Source organism: Pseudomonas sp. BIGb0176 (assembly GCF_024810175.1).
Classification (GTDB): Bacteria; Pseudomonadota; Gammaproteobacteria; order Pseudomonadales; family Pseudomonadaceae; genus Aquipseudomonas; species Aquipseudomonas protegens.
Genome location: NZ_JANUEC010000003.1, coordinates 917,472 through 936,231 on the forward strand (window position 1 = coordinate 917,472; position 18,760 = coordinate 936,231).

Below are 18,760 nucleotides of genomic sequence, written 5' to 3' on the forward strand. Positions count from 1 at the left end.
GGTCAATTACAGAATTGCAGGACGTTGGCCCGGCTTTTTTCGCTCGGCGCGGTCTGGTCCTGCTGCAACCAGAACTGGCATTTGGAATTGGACAGGTTGCGCAGGTTGCTGCGGGCGTTGTCCAGGGATTGCAGTTCCTCGTTCTTGCGCAGGTTTTCCTGGTACTGCTCGAACATTCGGTTTTGTGGCTCAGGTGGCGCGGCCACCGGTGGTTTTGCCAACTGCTGCACCGCTTGTGCGACCGGAGCCAATTGCTGGCTGAAAAGGTAGTGCGAGGCCAGCCAGCAGGTCAGGGCGATCGCCAGGAAACCCAGCCACAGGCCCAGGGCAATGCTGGCGGTGAGCGCCAGGAAGTTGAAACTGATGCGCAAGGAGCGACGTGCGGTGGGACGATGGGACATGGCTGCCTCCTGGCGGGCGGTGTTGGGCAAGGGCCGATTGTCGCACGAAGATAATCGCGGTTGGCTCTTCTGCGCAGGAGCATTTATGCGGACAATCGGCGCCTTTGCCAATCGGGGAGTGGAATGAAAGCCTCCTGGGATATTTTCTGCAGCGTGGTCGACAACTACGGCGACATCGGCGTGACCTGGCGCCTGGCCCGGCAACTGGTGGCCGAGCATCAATGTGCGGTGCAGCTGTGGGTCGATGATTTGCGCGCTTTCGAAAAGATCTGCCCGCAGATCGATAGCCAAAAGGCCAGCCAGATTCAGGATGGCGTCCAGGTGCGGCACTGGCCCGCCCAGTGGCCGGACGAGGCGGCGGCCGATGTGGTGATCGCGGCTTTCGCCTGCCAGTTGCCCCACGCCTACATGGACGCCATGGCCGACCGTGCGCGTGCGCCACTGTGGCTGAACCTGGACTACCTGAGCGCCGAGGACTGGGTCGGCGGGTGCCATGGCCTGCCTTCCGTGAAGTTTCGCGGGGTGCAGAAGTACTTCTTCTTTCCCGGATTCCAGGCCGATACCGGCGGCTTGCTGCGCGAGGCCGGGCTGCTCGAGCAGCGCCGGGATTTCCAGGGCAGGCCCCAGGCCCGGCTGGATTTCCTGAAATCCCTGGGCGTATCGCCTGTTGCCGGCAGTCGCTTGATCTCGCTGTTCGCCTACGAAAATGCCGGGGTTGCCAGTTGGTTGCAGGCCCTGGCCGACGACGGGCAGCCGACTCATCTGCTGGTGCCCGAGGGCCGCGTGCTGGCCGATGTGCAGCGCTGGCTGGGAGAGGAACCGCTGGCGCCGGGCTGTCCCCAGGTACGCCAGTCGCTGACCGTTCAGGTGTTGCCCTTCGTGCGCCAGGAGGATTACGACCGGCTGCTCTGGTGCTGCGACTTCAACGCGGTGCGCGGGGAGGACTCCTTCGTTCGGGCGCAATGGGCCGGGCGTCCGATGCTCTGGCACATCTATCGCCAGGATGAAGACATCCACCTGGACAAGCTCGAAGCTTTTCTCGGCCTCTATACCCGCACCCTTTCCCTGGGGGCCAAGGCTGCAGTGCTGGCCCTGTGGCAGGCCTGGAACAGCGAAGCATCGATGGCCGAACCCTGGAAAAACCTGCTGCAATACTGGCCGGAAGTCGCCGCGCACGCCGAGCAATGGTGTCTGGAACAAGGCTCCCAGCCCGATCTTGCTGCGGCGCTGGTGCAGTTTTACCTAAATTGGATATGATACGCGGCCTAGATTTTTGTAAATCCCATCCAAATTCGGATATTCGCAATGAAAACTGGTAAAGAACTCAAACCCGGTACCGTGATCCGTATCGACAACGATCCTTGGCTGGTTCAGAAAGCTGAATTCACCAAGTCCGGTCGTAACAGCGCGATCATGAAGACCAAGCTGAAGAACCTGCTGACGGGTTACAAGACCGAAACCGTTTACGGTGCGGACGACAAACTGGACGACGTGATCCTGGATCGCAAAGAAGCGACCCTGTCGTTCATCAGCGGCGACACCTACACGTTCATGGACACCACTGACTACACCATGTACGAGCTGAACGCCGAAGACATCGAAGCGGTTCTGCCGTTCATCGAAGAAGGCATGACCGACGTTTGCGAAGCTGTGTTCTTCGAAGACCGTCTGGTTTCCGTTGACCTGCCGACCACCATCGTGCGCCAGGTTGACTACACCGAAGGTTCCGCGCGCGGCGACACTTCGGGCAAGGTGATGAAGCCTGCCAAACTGAAAAACGGTACCGAGCTGAGCGTTGCGGACTTCATCGAAATCGGCGACATGATCGAGATCGATACCCGCGAAGGCGGTTCCTACAAAGGCCGCGCCAAGGTTTAAACCTGGCTCGCCCCTGTAGACGAAAAAGCCCGACCTTGAGTCGGGCTTTTTTATGCCTGGAATTTGCTGTTTCAGACCGTAACGTGCAGGCGCACATCCACATTGCCACGGGTGGCATTGGAGTAGGGGCAGACCTGATGCGCGGCATCCACCAGGCTTTGCGCTTCGTCCTGGGCCAGGCCGGGCAGGCTCACATGCAGGTCGATATCCAGGCCGAAGCCGCCGGAGATCTGGCCGATGCCGACATGGGCAGTGATCGAAGCGTCGTCCGGGATCTTGCGCTTGCTCTGGCTGGCGACGAACTTCAGGGCACCGATAAAGCAGGCCGAGTAACCGGCTGCGAACAGCTGTTCAGGGTTGGTCGCCTGGCCACCGGCACCACCGAGTTCCTTGGGGGTGGCCAGTTTGACGTCGAGGATCTGGTCATTGGAAACAGCGCGGCCATCACGGCCACCGGTGGCGGTTGCAACGGCGGTGTAGAGAGTTTGCATGGTGGAAGCCTCGTGGTAGGTGATTTTCGCGCTAATTATTTGCGCGCTAAGTAAGTGCGAAATAAATGTATCTCGCTAATATTTAGTGCGCAAGATAAATTTTGCTGAAAACCCCTCCATTAGCCTTGAGTCATGGGCAACTCATTGATTCTTAAAAAGATATTTTTTCGGTTGAGAAGCTAGCCTCAGCCATAGGGGGCTGGCTTGCCAGCAAAGCGTCAAAGACTGCCCTGCAGATGCCCGCGCAACACCTGCAAATCTTCCTGCAACTGACGCAATTGCTCCACGCTCCGGCCGCTGGCCCCGAGGATGCACTGGGGAATGTCCCGGGCTTGCTCGCGCAGCACCCGGCCCTGTTCCGTCAGTTGGACAATCACCACCCGTTCATCTTCCCGACTGCGGGTGCGGCTGAGCAGACCTTCGGCCTCCAGGCGCTTGAGCAGCGGGGTCAGGGAGCCGGGGTCGGTCAGCAGGCGCTGGCTGATCTCGCCGACCGTCAGCCCGTCCCGTTCCCAGAGCACCAGCATAGCCAGGTACTGCGGGTAGGTCAGCCCCAGCTTCTGCAGCAGAGGCTTGTAGACCTTGGTCAGCATCAGCGAGGTGGAGTGCAGGGCAAAGCACACCTGGTTGTCCAGCAGCAGTTGATCGCAGGAGTCCAGGGGGGAGCGTTCGGTGGTCATGTTGGCGGCCTTGATCATTAATGGTCATGAATCTAGCGGGCGAGTCTTTAATGCGCCAGATAATTTTCCTCAGGTTTCAGCCCATTGCGCTTTGCAATGCCAGGTCCCAGGGCGGAACCGGGCTGAAGCGGCTTTTCAGGTACTCCAGCAGCAGGCGGCTACGGGCATTGGGGTGCTGTTCCATGCGCAAGGCGTAGATGCCGGCGGTTTCCGGCTTGGGCAGGCCGCCTTCGCAGAACAGCGGCACCAGTTCGCCGCGCAGCAGGTATTCACTCACCAGCCAGGTGGGCAGGTGGGCAATGCCCAGCCCGGCCAAGGCCCCGGAAAGCAGGGCTTCAGCGTTGTTGGCACCAAGGCGTATACGCTGCGGACGATGGCTCTGCACCTGGCCGTCAAGCTCGAAGCGCCAGGCGAACAGCGGCGCCAGGCCATCCCAGTCGAGGCCGTCGTGCTGGCTGAGTTCGGCGGGGTGGCTGGGGGTGCCGCGGCTTTTCAGGTAGGAGGGGCTGGCACAGGCGATACGCACGATGCTGGCCAGGGAGGTGGCGACCATCCGCGTGTCCACGCGCTGGCCGGCGCGCAGCACCAGGTCGACCTTGCCCAGGTGGGAGCCCTGCATGTCGACAAAGCTGTCGATCAGGTGCAACTGCACATCCAGCCCGGGGTAGAGCACCAGGAAATCGGCAATGGCCGGCGCCAAGTGGCGGCGCCCGAAGGCAGCGGGGGCGTCGATGCGGATCAGGCCCTCCGGGGCATGGCTCAGGGAAACTGCCTCGGCCCGAGCCAGTTGCAGCTCGGCAACGATACGCCGGGCCCGTTCGGCAAAGGCCTGGCCGGCGGCGGTGGCGACCACGGCGTGGGTGGTACGCATGAACAGAGTGGTGCCCACGGCGTTTTCCAGGCTGTCGATGCGCCGGGCCACGGCGGAGGGCGTCAGCGGATGGCGGCGTGCCGCTGCGGAAAAGCTGCCCGCCTCCAGCACATCAAGAAACAGACCCAGTTGTTCGGTCAGTGTATTGGGATTCATGATCAGCTCGCTTATGCGAAAACGGCAAAGCCATTGTGCGTTGCTATGCGTTTCCGTGCCAGGGCCGACTGCGTAGCATGCAGCTCTCAGGTGAGGAGAGCGGTTGTGATCGAGTTGATGATGTATCTGTTGTTGGGCGCGGCGTTGGGTACGGTGGGCGGGCTGTTCGGTATTGGCGGTGGCTTGATCGCGATTCCGGTGCTCGGCGTGCTGTTTGGCCTGGACCAGCAGATTGCCCAGGGCACGGCGCTGGTCATGGTTGTACCCAATGTGCTACTCGCGCTGTGGCGCTATCACCAGCGCAACCGCATAGAGGCGCGCCACGCCTTGCCCCTGGCCCTGATGGGGTTCAGTTTCGCCTGGCTGGGCTCGATCTGGGCGGTGGGCATCGATGCACAGAAGATGCGCATCGGCTTTGTCGCCTTTCTTCTGGTGCTGTCGGCCTACAACCTGCTGCGCATGTTCATGGCCAGTGCCCCGGCCAGCAGCGAGATGCGTTACCCCTGGCCTTGGCTCGGGGTATTGGGCGCCGCTTCCGGGGCCATGGGCGGGCTGTTCGGGGTGGGGGGCGCAGTGGTTGCCACGCCGGTACTGACCAGTGTCTTCGGCACCACCCAGGTGGTAGCACAGGGTTTGTCCCTGGCGCTGGCGCTACCCAGCACCGGGGTCACCCTGGTGACCTATGGCTTTCACCATCAGGTGGACTGGGCGATCGGTCTGCCGCTGGCAGCCGGTGGCTTGCTGAGCATCAGTTGGGGGGTGAAGGTCGCCCACGCCTTGCCCGAGCGGCTGTTGCGCGGCCTGTTCTGCGGCTTCCTGGTGGTGTGTGCGGTGATGCTGGCGTTTAAAGTTTGAAGCCTTCGACGATGTGTTCGGCCAGGCATTCGGTGATGGGCGAGGGCTGGTTGAGGTTGCGCAGCAGCATGATGCTGGCCTCGGGCAGCTCCGGCAGCCCTTCGTTCTCGCCGAGGATGCGCAGGTCCGGCGTGATCAGGCTTTCCAGCTGCGCGGTGATCGCCAGCCCGGCGCTGACCACCGCCATGATTGCCGACAGGCTGGAGCTGTTGTAGGCAATGCGATAGTCGAGGCCGATGGCATCCAGGGCGTTGCAGGCCCACAGCCGGCAAAAGCAGTCGCTGTTGAACATCGCCAGCGGCAGTGGCGTCTGTTCATGGGGCGTGAAGCACTGGGCCACGGCCCAGACGAAGCGCTCCTTGCGCAGGAGTTGGCCGATCTCGTTGCCCGGCTCTCGGGTGACGATGGTCAGGTCCAGGTCCTGGCGTTGCAGCAGTTGCTTGGACGATTCGCAATGCACTTCGATCTGGATCAGCGGGTAGCTCTGGGCGAAGCGCGACAGAATCCCCGGTAGAAAACGCATCACATAGTCATCCGGCGTGCCGATGCGCACCAGCCCCACCATGTGCGGTTCGCGCAGGGTATTGAACACTTCGCTATGCAGTTTCAGGATGCGCCGGGCATAGCCCAGCAGTACCTGGCCCTCGGCGGTCAGCTTGACCTGGCGTCCGTCGCGCTGGAACAGCTGGCGTTGCAGCACGTCCTCTTCCAGGCGCTTCATCTGCATGCTCACCGCCGATTGGGTGCGGTTGACCCGTTCTCCAGCCCGGGTAAAACCGCCTTCATCGGCGATGGCGACGAAGGTGCGCAGCACTTCGGTGTCGATGCTGGGGAACTGGGACATTGATCAAATCCTGAGATGCATGGGGCAGGAAGCATTCCTGGGCCTGATCTTATTCCTCGAAAGGCCACGGCGTCATCCCTGGCGTTGCGCTTGCAGCCAGGCCAGCACCTGCCGGGCGTTCTGGTCCGGTGGAAACACCGGGTAGAACACCTTTTCGATCTGCCCGGCCTTGAGAATCAGAGTCAGGCGTTTCAGGAAGCGGGTGGCGTTCAATTCGAACATCGGCAGCCCCAGGGCTTCGGTCAATTGCCCCTGTGCATCGGAGAGCAGGGCAAAGGGCAGGTGCAGCCGCTCGACGGCTTCACGTTGATAGTCGCTGTCCTGGCTCGAGAGGCCGAACAGGTTCGCCGCCCCGGCGGCCGCGAGTTCCTCGGCCAGGTCGCGAAAGCCGCAGGACTGCGGGGTACAGCCGCGGGCGCCGGGGGTCATGTCCCAGCCCTCCAGCAGCGGCAAATCCGGTCGTCCCATGCGCGGGTAGACATAGAGCACCGTTATGCCGGGCAGCGTCGACAGGTCGACCCCTTCGCCCGAGGTGGAGGGCAACTGCAGCCCGGGCAAGTGCAGGCCCTGCAAGTGACGGGCTGCGCCATCGTCCTGGGGGGCCGGGATACGCGACCAGTCCACGCTCAGCATGTCTCTCATGACGCTTCCTCCTGATCAGTAGCGCTGGGCAATCGCAATAGGGATAGCTGGATAACAGAGTGTCGATAGTGCTCCTTCAGTTCAAGTAGTACTGCGGATAAATGATGTTCGATCCAGCAATTAATGCTCGTGGCTTTTATTGGTTTTGTCTTTGGCTTTAGTTGTGCTGTGTTATTGGCGATAAGCCTTATCGGTGCTGGCTATAAGTTTTCAAAAAAGGTCTGGAGTGTTGGCTATAAGTTGTCGTTTGCTAATTTCGCTGCGCGATAAAAATCAATGAATATGCCCTGGGCCGATTAATGGTCAACTTTGTCGTTGTTTGGGTTTGCCTAAAGAAACATCCGCTACTAGTGTTGCGCTTGCCATGTACAGATGGTCTGTACTGGGATTGCGACCAACTTTGGAGGGTCCTTTCATGAACGTGAAAGCGGAACACACTGAGCCAACCACTGCCGAGCTGACACAGCTCAAGACCAAGCTCAAAGCCGGCAAGCTGGCGCCGGAAGACCTCAAGGCGCTGGTGGGCCTGGTGGAACGTACGGAGAAGGCGGCGAAGCAACTTAGGGCAGCCATCGTCGAGTAAATGACGCTAACGCTTTGGAGGGCAGGATCAGAAATGGACCTCACTACTCGAACTACTCATATCGATATATCTGAACCGTTGCGTAGCCCTCCATTTTTAGCGCGCAGCACTATCGGCAGTCACTCGGTACTGCTGCTGGGAAGTCTGGAAGCGCCTATCTCTACACTTAGTGATAATGCTTTTATTGTCGAACGCATTGCCCAGAGTCTCAACTTGTCGGCGCTGGGCGCCCAGTTCAATGCGGAAGAAGTTATTTTTCTGCTGAACGAGCAATATACCGCTGCAGAAGAGTTTGTTTATGGTCACCCCATCTGGCGAAAGATAAGAGAGGGTGATCAAGCTGCGCTCTACGCTTATATCCTGGAAACCCGGCACTACCTGGCTGCCGCGGCCTCGAGGATGTGCCCCTCGGTCAGCCCGGGTATAGGGTTGTCGCCGATCTCCCTGATGCTGTCCAGGCATGCGCTGGAGGAGTGGGATCATGCGCAGTTCTTCAATGAGGCCCTGGAGCTGATCGGCTGTTCCGGCGACATGGTCAGGCTGGCCCGGCCTTTGCCCGCAACCCTGGAGTGGATTCACCTGTCCCGGCAGATCGCGGCCATGGGCGAGCTGGTGTCGGCGGCCTGCTCCGGTTTCATGGAGCACTCCTCGGTGGAGCAGGAGGCGGTGCTGGGTTGGCATGAGTTGCTGGTGGGCCACAACCTGTTGAGCCGCAAGGCGACAGACAAGGTGCTGGGGCATTTTTCCACCGACATCCAGTATGGGCATTCGGATAACTGGAAGAAGGCCGTGCGCACCCAGGACTGCTACCCCGCGCCGGTGGTGGCCACGGTGCTCAATGCAGTCTGCAGCCTCAGCGAAATGATCTACCGCTGGCTGACTGCGCTGGAGCAGGGATGTGCCAGCTCCATTGTCACCGCGGCCCAACTGGTGGCCGAGGAGGGGCTGGACCAACTGTTGCACGCCGCTGATTCGCCCCTGGACGTGGAAATTTTCCAGGGCCTACCGGTCTGGCCGTCCAGTGTGATGAGCCTGGTCAACGGTGAGCGTTCCGGCGATGACAACCCTGCCGATACCGTCGTTGCATCCTGCTATGCCCTGGGGCCGCGAATGACGCAACTGGTCATGAGCCCGGCGCCTTTTGGCGCACTGATCAGCCAGGTGCATGAGCAGTTGCTCAATGGCCAGAGCTCCAGCGCCGAGAGTGTGGCGGCCATCGAACAGATGACCACCGACTGGCTGGTATCGGTGGACGGCCACGGCCTGTGGCAACAGATGACCGAGGGCTGCGCGGATGAGCTGATCATCGGCTACATGCTGGAGAACTATCATTACCTGGCCTCGGCGACCCGACATGTCAGCCCGGCCATTGCCGCCTGTGCGGATGCGCGGATCCGCGAAAACCTGTTGCAGCACCTGCAGGATGAGCTGACCCACTGCGACATCCTCAAGCCCAGGCTGCGCGAACTGGGAGTCCGGCGCCCGGAAGCGATGCGACCCTTGCCGACCACCACTGCCTTTGTCGGTTATCTCAGCGACCTGGCACGGCATGACTGGAAGGGCTACCTGATCGGTTCGACCTATCTGCAAAAAAGCCTGAGCGAATGCCGTGGCGATGATCGTCACCTGCGTTTCTACTCGCAGGTGTCCGCCAACAACCCGCGCTGTGCAGCGTTGCTGGGGGCCATGGCAGCCCATGACGAACTGGATGACGAGCTGGGCCACGATCAGCGGCCGTCGCTCAACATCGAGTACCTGCTGGCGCGGGGCGACGTGGGCCGTGACTCGGTGGCGCGTGCGGCCATGCTGCCGTCACTGGCCTGGAGCTTTCTGGATGGCATCCGCCAGCACTATTGCACCGGCAAGGACGCGGTGCTGCAGCGCCAGGCCTGGAGCGCAACATGAACCAGCCCTATTTCCAGAACCTGGAGCCCCTGGCGCAGTTGCAGGAATTGTTATTCGAGCGTGATGACTTCGAGGCCCTGGCCAGGCGCTTGCCGGAACCCAGGATGGCTCTGGAAAAGTGGCGCGATGTGTTGCATGGCGAGCTCCTGTCGCTGTTTCGCTGGGGGCTGATTCGCGCCAGGGAGAGCCTGGATGACCAGGGGGCGGGCCAGGGCTATGGCCAGGAAGTCCTGTGCCTGCTGCCCTATTACGGCTTTTGTCTGCATGCAATCCGCCGCGCCGCGCCCTTTGCCTTGATGGGCATACCCACCACGGTGTCGGTGCGTCACGACCGTTATCAGGAGGCCAGTGCAGTGATTGGCGAGTTGGCGGCCGTGCTTGGCGTAAAGGATTGGCTGCGGGTCAGTGAGGAATCCTCGGCAGAGCTGGTGCGGCAGTTTCATGGGCGCGATGGCCTGATCGTGCTCACCGGCAAGCAGTCCACCTACACCAGCCTGCGAAACCACTACCCGGACGCGCGGATCATTGCTGCAACCGGCTGTTGCGGGGTGGTCCTGTCGGTGGAGGAGCAGCCGGCCCGCGTCATCGAGGAACAGCGCCAGGAACACCGGTTGCCGGTCAGTTGCAGCAACCATGGCTACACCGTCCTTGCCGAAGCCCTGACCCCGCAGGCGGCGGTGCTGGCCATCAACGGCGCCCGGCCCGCGGTCAGCAGCACGGTGCAAGAGTTGCTCGGGCAACTGCACCCGTCCATTGTCCTGACTCCCCCTTCGGCTCTGCCGTTGCCCGATGATCTTGGCGGCTACAGCCTGCTGGCCTGTGAAGAGTCGGCGGCGGCCAGCCTCGATGGTTTCGGTCGCGACCCACTGGGCGGCTGGCCGGGGGATTACCGGATCTGAAAGCGGTCCCTGGAAACACCGGCGGGGAACCAAAGCATCAAACCCTGAGATGTATTGCATAAGAAACATTCGTTGGATTGATCCTTGTTCGGGGAAGAGACTGTGCTCATCCCCACTGGAGGACAGGATCATGAAAGCGCAAAAGGGTTATCTGCTGGTTCACAAACTGCCAATTCAGGCGTTGTCGTTACGTGCACTATGGCACCAGGTGGTCCGCTGGCACGAGTTGGCGCAGGAGCGCCGGATGCTTGCCGGCCTGAGCGATTCGGCCCTGCATGACCTGGGGCTGAGCCGGGCGGATGTGGAGCATGAAGCGGTCCGCCCGTTCTGGGACGACCCGATGCACAAATAACCCGGTGGCCACTACACAAGCCGGTCCAGGGTGCGCTAGCGTGCGGGCAGACCAGGAGACGCTCATGCCCGCACTACCTTCTTTCTCGCTCAAGCAGGCCCGCCGGCTGGCGCTGGCTGCCCAAGGCTTCGGCGGGCGCCAGCCGCCGGCATCGATCAAGGCCTCCCGACTCAATCAGCAGATCGAGCGCCTGGGCCTGTTGCAGATCGATTCGGTCAACGCCCTGGTGCGCGCCCATTACTTGCCGCTGTTTTCCCGTCTTGGCAGTTATCCACAGCAGCTGCTCGATCAGGCCGCCTGGAGCCAGGGGCGCCAGCGCACCTTGTTCGAGTACTGGGGGCATGAGGCCTCGCTGCTGCCGATGTCCATGTACCCCTTGATGCGCTGGCGCATGCAGCGCGCACGCCAGGGGCAGGGTATCTACTCGCAACTGGCGCGTTTCGGCCAGGAACGCCAGGCCACTCTGCGCCGGGTGCTGGCGGCCGTGGAGCAGCAGGGCGCGCTGGGGGCCGGCAGCCTCTCCACCCGCGAAGAGCGGGCCGGCCCCTGGTGGGACTGGAGCGAAGAAAAGCATGCCCTGGAATGGCTGTTCGCTGCCGGTGAGGTGACAGTGTCCGGCCGCCGCGGTTTCGAGCGTCTGTATGACTTGCCGGAACGAGTGATCCCGGCGGCGATCCTCCAGCAGATGCCGTTGGAGGAAGCCCAGGCCCAGCGCCGGTTGCTGCTGCAGGCGGCCGGGGCACTGGGGGTAGCCACGGAAAAGGACCTGCGGGACTACTTTCGCCTCGATCCCGGCGATAGTCGCGCGCGGCTTGCCGAGTTGTGCGAGTCCGGCGAACTGCTGGGCTGTGAGGTCCAGGGCTGGAAGCAAAGTGCCTATTGCCTGCCCGAGGCGCGGGTGCCGCGCAAGGTCGAAGCCAGCGCGCTGTTGTCACCTTTCGATTCCCTGATCTGGGAGCGTAGCCGTACCGAGCGGCTGTTCGATTTCCGCTACCGCCTGGAGATCTACACGCCTGAGCACAAGCGGGTCTATGGCTATTACGTGCTGCCGTTCCTGCACAACGAGCGGATTGCCGCCCGGGTCGACCTGCGGGCGGAGCGGGCCCAGGGGCGTCTGGCGGTGCACGCGGTGCATGAGGAGCCATTCGGTCTGGACGACGAGGGTGTCCGGGCATTGGCCCTGCAATTGCGAAAGATGGCCGACTGGCTGGGGTTGGAACAGATTCAGCTCAATTGCCAGCGTGATGGCGCGCGACGCCTGCGTGAGGTGCTGGGGTGAAGAGCTTCGCGGGCCAGCCCGCTCCTACACAGCCCTTGCAGGAGCGGGCTAGCCGGCGAAAGCGCTCTTAGCGCTTGACCTGCTTCAAGGTCTCGGCAATCAGGAAGGCCAGTTCCAGAGACTGGTCGGCATTCATCCGCGGATCGCAATGGGTGTGATAGCGATCCGACAAACCATCCTCGGTAATCGGCCGGGCACCGCCGATGCATTCGGTGACGTTCTGCCCGGTCATCTCGATATGGATGCCACCGGCATAGCTGCCTTCGGCCTGGTGGACCTGGAAGAACTGCTTGACCTCGGTGAGGATCTGCGCGAAATCCCGGGTCTTGTAGCCGCTGCTGGCCTTGATGGTGTTGCCGTGCATCGGGTCCGAGCTCCACAGCACCTGCTTGCCTTCGCTTTCCACCGCGCGAATCAGCTGTGGCAGGTGATCGCCGACCTTGTTGGCGCCCATGCGCACGATCAGGTTGAGGCGGCCGGGATCGTTTTCCGGGTTGAGGATATCGATCAGGCGGATCAGTTCGTCGGTGTTCATGCTCGGGCCGACCTTGACCCCGATCGGGTTGTTCACCCCGCGCAGGAACTCCACGTGGGCGCCGTCCAGTTGCCGGGTGCGATCGCCGATCCACAGCATGTGCGCCGAGCAGTCGTAGTAGTCGTTGGTCAGGCTGTCGCGGCGCACGAAGGCTTCTTCATAGTTGAGCAGCAACGCTTCGTGGGCGGTGAAGAAGCTGGTTTCGCGCAGTTGCGGCGCGCTGTCCAGGCCGCAGGCACGCATGAAGGCCAGGGTTTCGTCGATGCGGTCTGCCAGTTGGCTGTACTTCTCGGCCAGGGCCGAGTTGGCGATGAAGTCCAGGTTCCACTTGTGCACCTGGTGCAGGTCGGCGAAACCGCCCTGGGCGAAGGCTCGCAGCAGGTTGAGGGTGGCGGTGGCCTGGTGGTAGGACTGCAGCAGGCGGTCGGGGTCCGGCACCCGGCTTTTTTCATCGAAACCGATGCCGTTGACGATGTCGCCGCGATAGGCCGGCAAGGTCACGCCATTGATGGTTTCGTCGTTGGCCGAGCGCGGCTTGGCGAACTGGCCGGCCATGCGCCCGACCTTGACCACCGGGCAGCCGGCGGCAAAGGTCATGACGATGGCCATCTGCAGCAGCACCTTGAAGGTGTCGCGAATCTTCGCCGCGGAGAATTCGGCGAAGCTCTCGGCACAATCGCCACCCTGCAACAGGAACGCCCGGCCCTGGGTGACTTCGGCAAACTGGCGACGCAACTCCCGGGCTTCACCGGCAAACACCAGCGGTGGATAACTGGCCAGGCTTTGCTCGACCTGCAGCAGGTGCGCGGCATCGGGGTAGTGGGGTTGTTGCTGGATCGGCAGGGCGCGCCAGCTGTCGGGGCTCCAGGGTTGGCTCATCGCGGACTCGAGTGCTTTAACGGTGGGAGGGGCATGTTAGCAGCAAATTAGTGCGTGACCTGCTCCTCTCGCTTGGCCGACAATCGCGCCTTTCCCGCTCGCTGCCGAGCGGTTGGTTTATCGCGCCGGCAAGGTTCTGTGCCCGCGCGGCTAGGAGATGAAATGACTGAGGAGCGCGTCGAGCGCCTGCTCGCCGAAGTGCATGACGAATTCGGCATGATCCGGGTCCTGGAAGTGGCGGACTATCGTTTTCTCGAATTTGGCGATGCCATCGAGCAAAGCTGTGTGTTCACGGCGGACCCCAGTTGGCTGGAGTACGACTACACCCGGGCCATGCTGATCGGTGCCCTGTGCCATGAGGCGCCGGAGAGCGCGTTGTTTCTCGGGCTGGGCGCCGGCACCCTGACCCAGGCCTGCCTGAAGTTCCTGCCCCTGGAAGATGTGGAAGCCATCGAACTGCGACCGGACGTGCCGCGCCTGGCTATCGAGTACCTGGGGCTGGACGACGATCCGCGTCTATATATAAGAGTCGGCGATGCCCTGGAGCTGCTGGACAGTGCTGAATCCGCCGACCTGATCTTCGTCGACCTGTACACCGACGTCGGCCCCGGCGTCGGGCATCTGGCCTGGGGGTTTCTGGAGAACTGCCAGAAGCGCCTCAACCCCGGCGGCTGGCTGGTGATCAACCAGTGGGCCACCGATGATGGCAAGCCCTTGGGCGCCGCCCTGTTGCGCGGGCTCTATCACCGCCATTACTGGGAGTTGCCGGTGAAGGAGGGCAACGTGATTCTGATCGTGCCGTCCGACCTCGACCAGGAGCTGGACCTGCCAGGCCTGAATGCCCGGGCCCAAGCCCTGGCCCCACGCTTGGGCTACTCCCTGCAACCCTTGATCAAGGCGATCCGCCCGGCCACATAAGCCCTTGCTGGCGCGGGCTGGCCGGCGAAGCCGATCTGCCGGCCCCTGTTCAGCAGCCCTTGAACACCCCGGGCCGTTTTTCGATCATCGCCCGCACGCCCTCTTTGGCGTCCTCACTGTTCATCAGTTTGTGCACCAGCGGCGCCAGCCCCTGGGCGGCCGCCGTTTCCCCTTCGAGCCTGGCCTGGCGTGCCGACATCAGGGTCGCCTGCACCCCAAGCGGTGCCTGGCGGGCAATCCGTTCGGCCAGTTCGATGGCCCGGGGCAGCAGGTCTTCGCTGGCCATGACCTCCTGCACCAGGCCCAGGCGCAGGGCTTCATGGGCATCGAATTCGTCCCCGGTCAGCAACCAGCGCATGGCATTGCCCCAGCCGGCCAGTTGATGCAGGCGCAGGGTCGCGCCGCCGAAAGGGAAGATTCCGCGTTGCACCTCCATTTGCGCGAAGCGGGTATTGCTGGCGCAGAGATTGATGTCGGAGGCCAGCATCAGCTCGATGCCGATGGTCAGGCAGTAGCCTTGTACGGCGACGATCACCGGCTTGTTCACCCGTGGGCCGCTGAACACGCCCCAGGGGTCGCAGCCACCGGCTGGTGCTTGCCAGCCCTGGGCCAGGGCGGCGCCGACATTGGCCAGGTCCAGGCCTGCGGTGAAGTGCTCGCCGTGGCCGAACACCACCGCCACTCGCGCCTCGCTGCTGGCTTCGAACTCGCCGTAGGCCAGGCTCAACTGGTTGAGCAGCTCGAGGTCGAAGGCATTGCGCTTGGCCACCCGGTCCAGGCCGATAAGGAACAGGTGACCACGTAGTTCACGGCTGACACGGCTGGCACTGGGCTGATTCATGAGCGCTGTCCTGGGAAGAAAGAGGGGAGGTTGGCGCGGGCGGTTTCGTGCACAAAGGTGAACCGTTTAAGCGCGATGACCAACAGCGCCGGGCCTGAGCAAAATAGCGCGCCGCCGAAGTCTGCGCAAAGCCCATGACAATCGGGTGTTCAGCGGATTTTTCCGATAAAAAAAACTCCCTTTTTTGAGTAATTCCGGTATAGTGCGCGCCGGCCTTTAGCCGGGCCACGTTTAGGTAATGCAATTCCCCGAAGTCAGCTTCGGCTGCTTGTCCGCTGCGCGGACTATCCTTGACGATCCATTCATCCAATCGTTTTCGCAAATCCCCGCCGACAAAGCTGCCAGGGTGACTCTTGAGTCTTACACGGCATGCGCAGCTTTGGAGCATGGGTCTTTGCGGATGCACTTAGAGGCAGACCCATGACCCAGGAAATCGGCGGCTTCGCCGCTCTTGAACTTCATCCCAATATTGTCGCTGCAGTAGTCGCTACCGGCTATGAAGAGCCTTCGGCTATTCAGCAGCAGTCGATCCCGATCATCCTTGCCGGTCACGATATGATTGGTCAGGCGCAAACCGGTACCGGTAAGACCGCTGCCTTTGCCCTGCCTATCCTGCACCGCATTGATCCGTCCAAGCGCGAGCCGCAAGCTCTGATCCTGGCCCCAACCCGTGAGTTGGCGCTGCAAGTAGCAACCGCTTTCGAAACCTACGCCAAGCAAATGCCGGGCGTGACTGTTGTGGCCGTCTACGGCGGTGCGCCGATGGGCCCACAACTGAAAGCAATCCGTAATGGCGCACAGATCGTTGTCGCCACTCCGGGCCGTCTGTGCGACCACCTGCGTCGCGACGAAAAAGTCCTGGCCACCGTGAACCACCTGGTTCTCGACGAAGCCGACGAGATGCTCAAGCTGGGCTTCATGGATGACCTGGAAGTGATCTTCAAGGCCATGCCGGAGACCCGCCAGACCGTACTGTTCTCGGCCACCCTGCCGCAGTCGATCCGGGCCATCGCCGAGCGTCACCTGAAGGACCCGAAACACGTCAAGATCCAGAGCAAGACCCAGACCGTCACCGCGATCGAGCAGGCTCACCTGCTGGTTCACGCCGACCAGAAGACCTCTGCCGTTCTGAGCCTGCTGGAAGTTGAAGATTTCGACGCCCTGATCATGTTCGTGCGCACCAAGCAAGCGACCCTGGACCTGGCCAGTGCCCTGGAAGCCAAAGGCTACAAAGCTGCTGCGCTGAACGGCGACATCGCCCAGAACCAGCGTGAGCGCGTGATCGACTCCCTCAAGGATGGCCGCCTGGACATCGTTGTGGCGACCGACGTAGCCGCCCGTGGTCTGGACGTACCGCGCATCACCCACGTATTCAACGTGGACATGCCGTACGACCCGGAATCCTACGTGCACCGTATCGGCCGTACCGGCCGTGCCGGTCGCGAAGGCCGCGCGCTGCTGCTGGTGACTCCACGTGAGCGCCGCATGCTGCAAGTGATCGAGCGTGTAACCGGTCAGAAGGTTGCCGAAGTTCGCCTGCCGGACGCCCAAGCCGTTCTCGATGCCCGCATCAAGAAGCTGACCAACAGCCTGTCGCCGCTGGTGGCTGATGCTGAAGCGACCCACGGTGATCTGCTCGATCGCCTGACCGCCGACATCGGTTGCAGCCCGCGTGCCCTGGCCGCAGCCCTGCTGCGCAAGGCTACCAACGGTCAAGCGCTGAACCTGGCCGCGATCGAGAAAGAGCGTCCACTGGTGCCCAACAGCGCCCCACGTGGCGATCGTCCTGAGCGTTCCGGTGACCGTCCTGATCGTGGTGACCGTGAGCGTCGCGCGCCAATGCCTCTGGGCGAAGGTCGTGCACGCTGCCGTACCGCGCTGGGTGCCCGTGACGGCATCGCTGCCAAGAACCTTCTGGGCGCGATCCTCAATGAAGGCGGCCTGGCCCGTGAAGCTATCGGCCGCATCCAGGTGCGTGACAGCTTCAGCCTGGTCGAGCTGCCGGAGGACGGTCTGGACCGCCTGCTGACCAAGCTCAAGGACACTCGCGTTGCCGGCAAGCAACTGAAGCTGCGTCGCTATCGCGAAGATTGATCGGCCCCTGGGCTGATTGATCAGGCATAAAAAATCCCCGACTGGTTCGGGGATTTTTTTTGCCTGTCATTTGCCTTGGCGCTGGCGGCCATCAGCCAAATCGGTAGATGTCCATGCCCAGGGCGCCCAGGGTGAAGCCCTGGTGGGCCACGCTGAATTCGCCACCAGCGCCCCGGGCGAAATACAGCGGCAGCAGGTGTTCATCACTGGGGTGGCTGCGCACGGCATTCGGTGCCTGCTGGCGGTAGTCATGCAGGGCCGCCTGGTCATCGGCCGCCAGCTTGTCGATCATCCAGTCGCGAAAGGCCTTGGCCCAGGGTTCGACGCTTTCCGGGCCAGCGTGCCAGTCCAGGTCCCGCAGGTTGTGGGTGATGCTGCCGGAGCCGATCAGCAACACGCCCTGTTCCCGCAGGCCCGCGAGGGCATGGCCGATACGGGTCTGCAGGGCCGGGCCCAGGCGGCTGGGCAGCGACAGCTGGACCACCGGGATGTCCGCCTGCGGGTACATCAGCGACAGCGGTACCCAGGTGCCGTGGTCGAAGGGGCGCTGGCTGTCCAGTTGGGCGGGCAGACCTTCGGCTTGGAGCAGCTCCACTACCTGGGCTGCCAGTTCCGGATCGCCCGGGGCCGGGTATTGCACGGCAAACAGCGCGGCGGGGAAGCCGCCAAAGTCGTGCCAGGTTTCCGGGTGCGGGTTGCAACTGACCCGCAGATCGGAGCTTTCCCAGTGGGCCGAGACCACCAGGATCGCCCTGGGCCGTGGCAGCTCGGCTGCCAGGCGAGCCAGGGCCGGGCCGCTGGCGCCGGGTTCCAGCGCCAGCATGGGAGAGCCGTGGGAGATGAACAGGCTGGGAAGCATGAAGAGGCTCCTGAAGGTTAAGATGCGCCATCTTCAATCAGATCAATGATCTAAATCTAATATAAGTTTTAGCGCTTTTTGATCGAATTTTAAGGACTTCTCATGCAAGCGGACTTTTGGCAAAAGCGCTGGGAGCGCGATCAGATCGGCTTTCACCTGGCAGAGGTCAACCCTTACCTGCAGCAGTACTGGCCGGCCTTGGGCCTGGCGGCGCAAAGCCGCGTGCTGGTGCCCTTGTGCGGCAAGAGCCTGGACCTGATCTGGCTTGCCGACCAAGGGTTCGAGGTGCTGGGCATCGAACTGGCGGAAAAGGCGGTGGAGGATTTCTTTCGTGAGCACCAGTTGCAGCCGCAGATCAGCCAGCACGGGGTGTTCAAGGTCTACGCCCACGGGCCCATTGAGCTCTGGTGCGGTGATTTCTTTGCCCTGACCGCCGAGGACACCGCTGATTGCACGGCCCTGTATGACCGTGCAGCCATGATTGCCTTGCCCTCGCCCATGCGACAGCGCTATGCCGCTCACCTCAATGGCCTGTTGCCGAATGGCAGCAAGGGGCTGCTGATCACCATGGATTACGCCCAGGAGCAGTTGGACGGCCCGCCATTTGCGGTGCTCGACGATGAGGTCCGGCAACGTCTGGGGGGCGTCTGGCAACTGCAGGTAGAAACGGAGCGCGACATTCTTGGCGAGAGTTGGAAGTTTCTCCAGGGTGGCGTGACCCGGCTGGTGGAGAGGGTCTATCGCCTGAGCAAGCAGGGTGCCGCGAGATAGGTTTTTGGCGGCCAAGCAAAAGGGCGA

At 62.3% G+C, this 18,760-nt stretch carries 19 protein-coding genes and 1 pseudogene; 11 read left to right on the forward strand and 9 right to left on the reverse strand.

From position 1 onward, the window contains the following. Window positions 1–2 precede the first annotated feature (2 nt). Window positions 3–401, reverse strand: a complete 399-nt coding sequence (locus tag M2395_RS22415) for a hypothetical protein (protein ID WP_123431291.1) — start codon at window positions 399–401, stop codon at window positions 3–5. A gap of 123 nt (window positions 402–524) precedes the next feature. On the opposite strand from M2395_RS22415, the gene earP reads away from it, so the two are divergent. Both earP and M2395_RS22425 read left to right on the forward strand, forming a co-directional pair. After that, window positions 525–1,658 carry an elongation factor P maturation arginine rhamnosyltransferase EarP gene (gene earP / locus M2395_RS22420; RefSeq protein ID WP_053153099.1) on the forward strand — a complete coding sequence of 378 codons (1,134 nt, stop codon included), beginning with the start codon at window positions 525–527 and terminating at the stop codon, window positions 1,656–1,658. Between the two features lie 48 nt (window positions 1,659–1,706). Further along, window positions 1,707–2,279: an elongation factor P gene (locus tag M2395_RS22425; RefSeq protein WP_007931398.1), complete on the forward strand. Its 573-nt coding sequence runs from the start codon at window positions 1,707–1,709 to the stop codon at window positions 2,277–2,279. Between the two features lie 71 nt (window positions 2,280–2,350). Here the strand turns inward: M2395_RS22425 and M2395_RS22430 are convergent, their stop codons facing one another. The 3 genes from M2395_RS22430 to M2395_RS22440 form a co-directional block, all read right to left on the reverse strand. After that, on the reverse strand, window positions 2,351–2,770 hold the full coding sequence (locus M2395_RS22430) for an organic hydroperoxide resistance protein (protein ID WP_015636541.1): 420 nt from the start codon (window positions 2,768–2,770) through the stop codon (window positions 2,351–2,353). A gap of 218 nt (window positions 2,771–2,988) precedes the next feature. Further along, window positions 2,989–3,450, reverse strand: coding sequence for a MarR family winged helix-turn-helix transcriptional regulator (locus M2395_RS22435; RefSeq protein ID WP_053153230.1), 462 nt, complete (start codon window positions 3,448–3,450; stop codon window positions 2,989–2,991). 76 nt (window positions 3,451–3,526) lie between these two features. Then, the gene (locus M2395_RS22440) at window positions 3,527–4,477 is read right to left on the reverse strand and encodes a LysR family transcriptional regulator (protein WP_011062535.1); all 951 of its coding nucleotides are present in this window, start codon (window positions 4,475–4,477) and stop codon (window positions 3,527–3,529) included. A gap of 105 nt (window positions 4,478–4,582) precedes the next feature. Between M2395_RS22440 and M2395_RS22445 the strand changes: the two genes are divergently transcribed. Then, window positions 4,583–5,332 (forward strand): sulfite exporter TauE/SafE family protein, encoded by a 750-nt coding sequence (locus M2395_RS22445; protein ID WP_011062534.1) that lies wholly within the window; start codon window positions 4,583–4,585, stop codon window positions 5,330–5,332. On the opposite strand, the gene M2395_RS22450 is transcribed toward M2395_RS22445, so the two are convergent. Continuing rightward, window positions 5,322–6,176, reverse strand: coding sequence for a LysR substrate-binding domain-containing protein (locus M2395_RS22450; RefSeq protein ID WP_011062533.1), 855 nt, complete (start codon window positions 6,174–6,176; stop codon window positions 5,322–5,324). The two genes, M2395_RS22445 and M2395_RS22450, sit on opposite strands and share 11 nt — an antisense overlap. Window positions 6,177–6,248: 72 nt before the next feature. Beyond that, window positions 6,249–6,818 (reverse strand): peroxiredoxin, encoded by a 570-nt coding sequence (locus tag M2395_RS22455; RefSeq protein ID WP_053153096.1) that lies wholly within the window; start codon window positions 6,816–6,818, stop codon window positions 6,249–6,251. A gap of 415 nt (window positions 6,819–7,233) precedes the next feature. Between M2395_RS22455 and M2395_RS22460 the strand changes: the two genes are divergently transcribed. The 5 genes from M2395_RS22460 to M2395_RS22480 all read left to right on the forward strand — a co-directional run bounded on the left by M2395_RS22460 (window position 7,234) and on the right by M2395_RS22480 (window position 11,836). Further along, window positions 7,234–7,401, forward strand: a complete 168-nt coding sequence (locus tag M2395_RS22460; RefSeq protein WP_015636538.1) for a hypothetical protein — start codon at window positions 7,234–7,236, stop codon at window positions 7,399–7,401. A 429-nt stretch (window positions 7,402–7,830) separates the two neighbouring features. Continuing rightward, complete coding sequence (locus M2395_RS22465; protein WP_152686348.1) at window positions 7,831–9,306, forward strand: hypothetical protein; 1,476 nt, start codon at window positions 7,831–7,833, stop codon at window positions 9,304–9,306. Continuing rightward, complete coding sequence (locus M2395_RS22470) at window positions 9,303–10,205, forward strand: hypothetical protein (protein ID WP_053153090.1); 903 nt, start codon at window positions 9,303–9,305, stop codon at window positions 10,203–10,205. Before M2395_RS22465 ends, M2395_RS22470 begins: the two co-directional genes overlap by 4 nt. A gap of 130 nt (window positions 10,206–10,335) precedes the next feature. After that, the gene (locus M2395_RS22475) at window positions 10,336–10,557 is read left to right on the forward strand and encodes a DUF1127 domain-containing protein (RefSeq protein WP_015636535.1); all 222 of its coding nucleotides are present in this window, start codon (window positions 10,336–10,338) and stop codon (window positions 10,555–10,557) included. A 64-nt stretch (window positions 10,558–10,621) separates the two neighbouring features. Next, window positions 10,622–11,836: a winged helix-turn-helix domain-containing protein gene (locus M2395_RS22480; RefSeq protein WP_015636534.1), complete on the forward strand. Its 1,215-nt coding sequence runs from the start codon at window positions 10,622–10,624 to the stop codon at window positions 11,834–11,836. A 67-nt stretch (window positions 11,837–11,903) separates the two neighbouring features. Here the strand turns inward: M2395_RS22480 and M2395_RS22485 are convergent, their stop codons facing one another. Continuing rightward, window positions 11,904–13,250, reverse strand: coding sequence for a class II 3-deoxy-7-phosphoheptulonate synthase (locus M2395_RS22485; RefSeq protein WP_011062528.1), 1,347 nt, complete (start codon window positions 13,248–13,250; stop codon window positions 11,904–11,906). 162 nt (window positions 13,251–13,412) lie between these two features. Here M2395_RS22485 and M2395_RS22490 point away from each other — a divergent pair, with 162 nt between their 5' ends. Further along, window positions 13,413–14,168 carry a spermidine synthase gene (locus M2395_RS22490; protein ID WP_011062527.1) on the forward strand — a complete coding sequence of 252 codons (756 nt, stop codon included), beginning with the start codon at window positions 13,413–13,415 and terminating at the stop codon, window positions 14,166–14,168. Window positions 14,169–14,217: 49 nt separating this feature from the next. On the opposite strand, the gene M2395_RS22495 is transcribed toward M2395_RS22490, so the two are convergent. Beyond that, the gene (locus tag M2395_RS22495; protein ID WP_053153080.1) at window positions 14,218–15,009 is read right to left on the reverse strand and encodes a crotonase/enoyl-CoA hydratase family protein; all 792 of its coding nucleotides are present in this window, start codon (window positions 15,007–15,009) and stop codon (window positions 14,218–14,220) included. 386 nt (window positions 15,010–15,395) lie between these two features. Here M2395_RS22495 and M2395_RS22500 point away from each other — a divergent pair. Continuing rightward, window positions 15,396–17,103 (forward strand): annotated as a pseudogene (locus M2395_RS22500) (DEAD/DEAH box helicase). Between the two features lie 91 nt (window positions 17,104–17,194). Here M2395_RS22500 and M2395_RS22505 read toward each other — a convergent pair. Continuing rightward, window positions 17,195–17,962, reverse strand: coding sequence for a class III extradiol ring-cleavage dioxygenase (locus M2395_RS22505; protein ID WP_053159698.1), 768 nt, complete (start codon window positions 17,960–17,962; stop codon window positions 17,195–17,197). Between the two features lie 102 nt (window positions 17,963–18,064). Between M2395_RS22505 and M2395_RS22510 the strand changes: the two genes are divergently transcribed. Then, a complete protein-coding gene (locus M2395_RS22510) occupies window positions 18,065–18,733 on the forward strand; it encodes a thiopurine S-methyltransferase (protein WP_011062523.1) in 669 nt (222 codons plus the stop codon). Window positions 18,734–18,760: the final 27 nt, after the last annotated feature.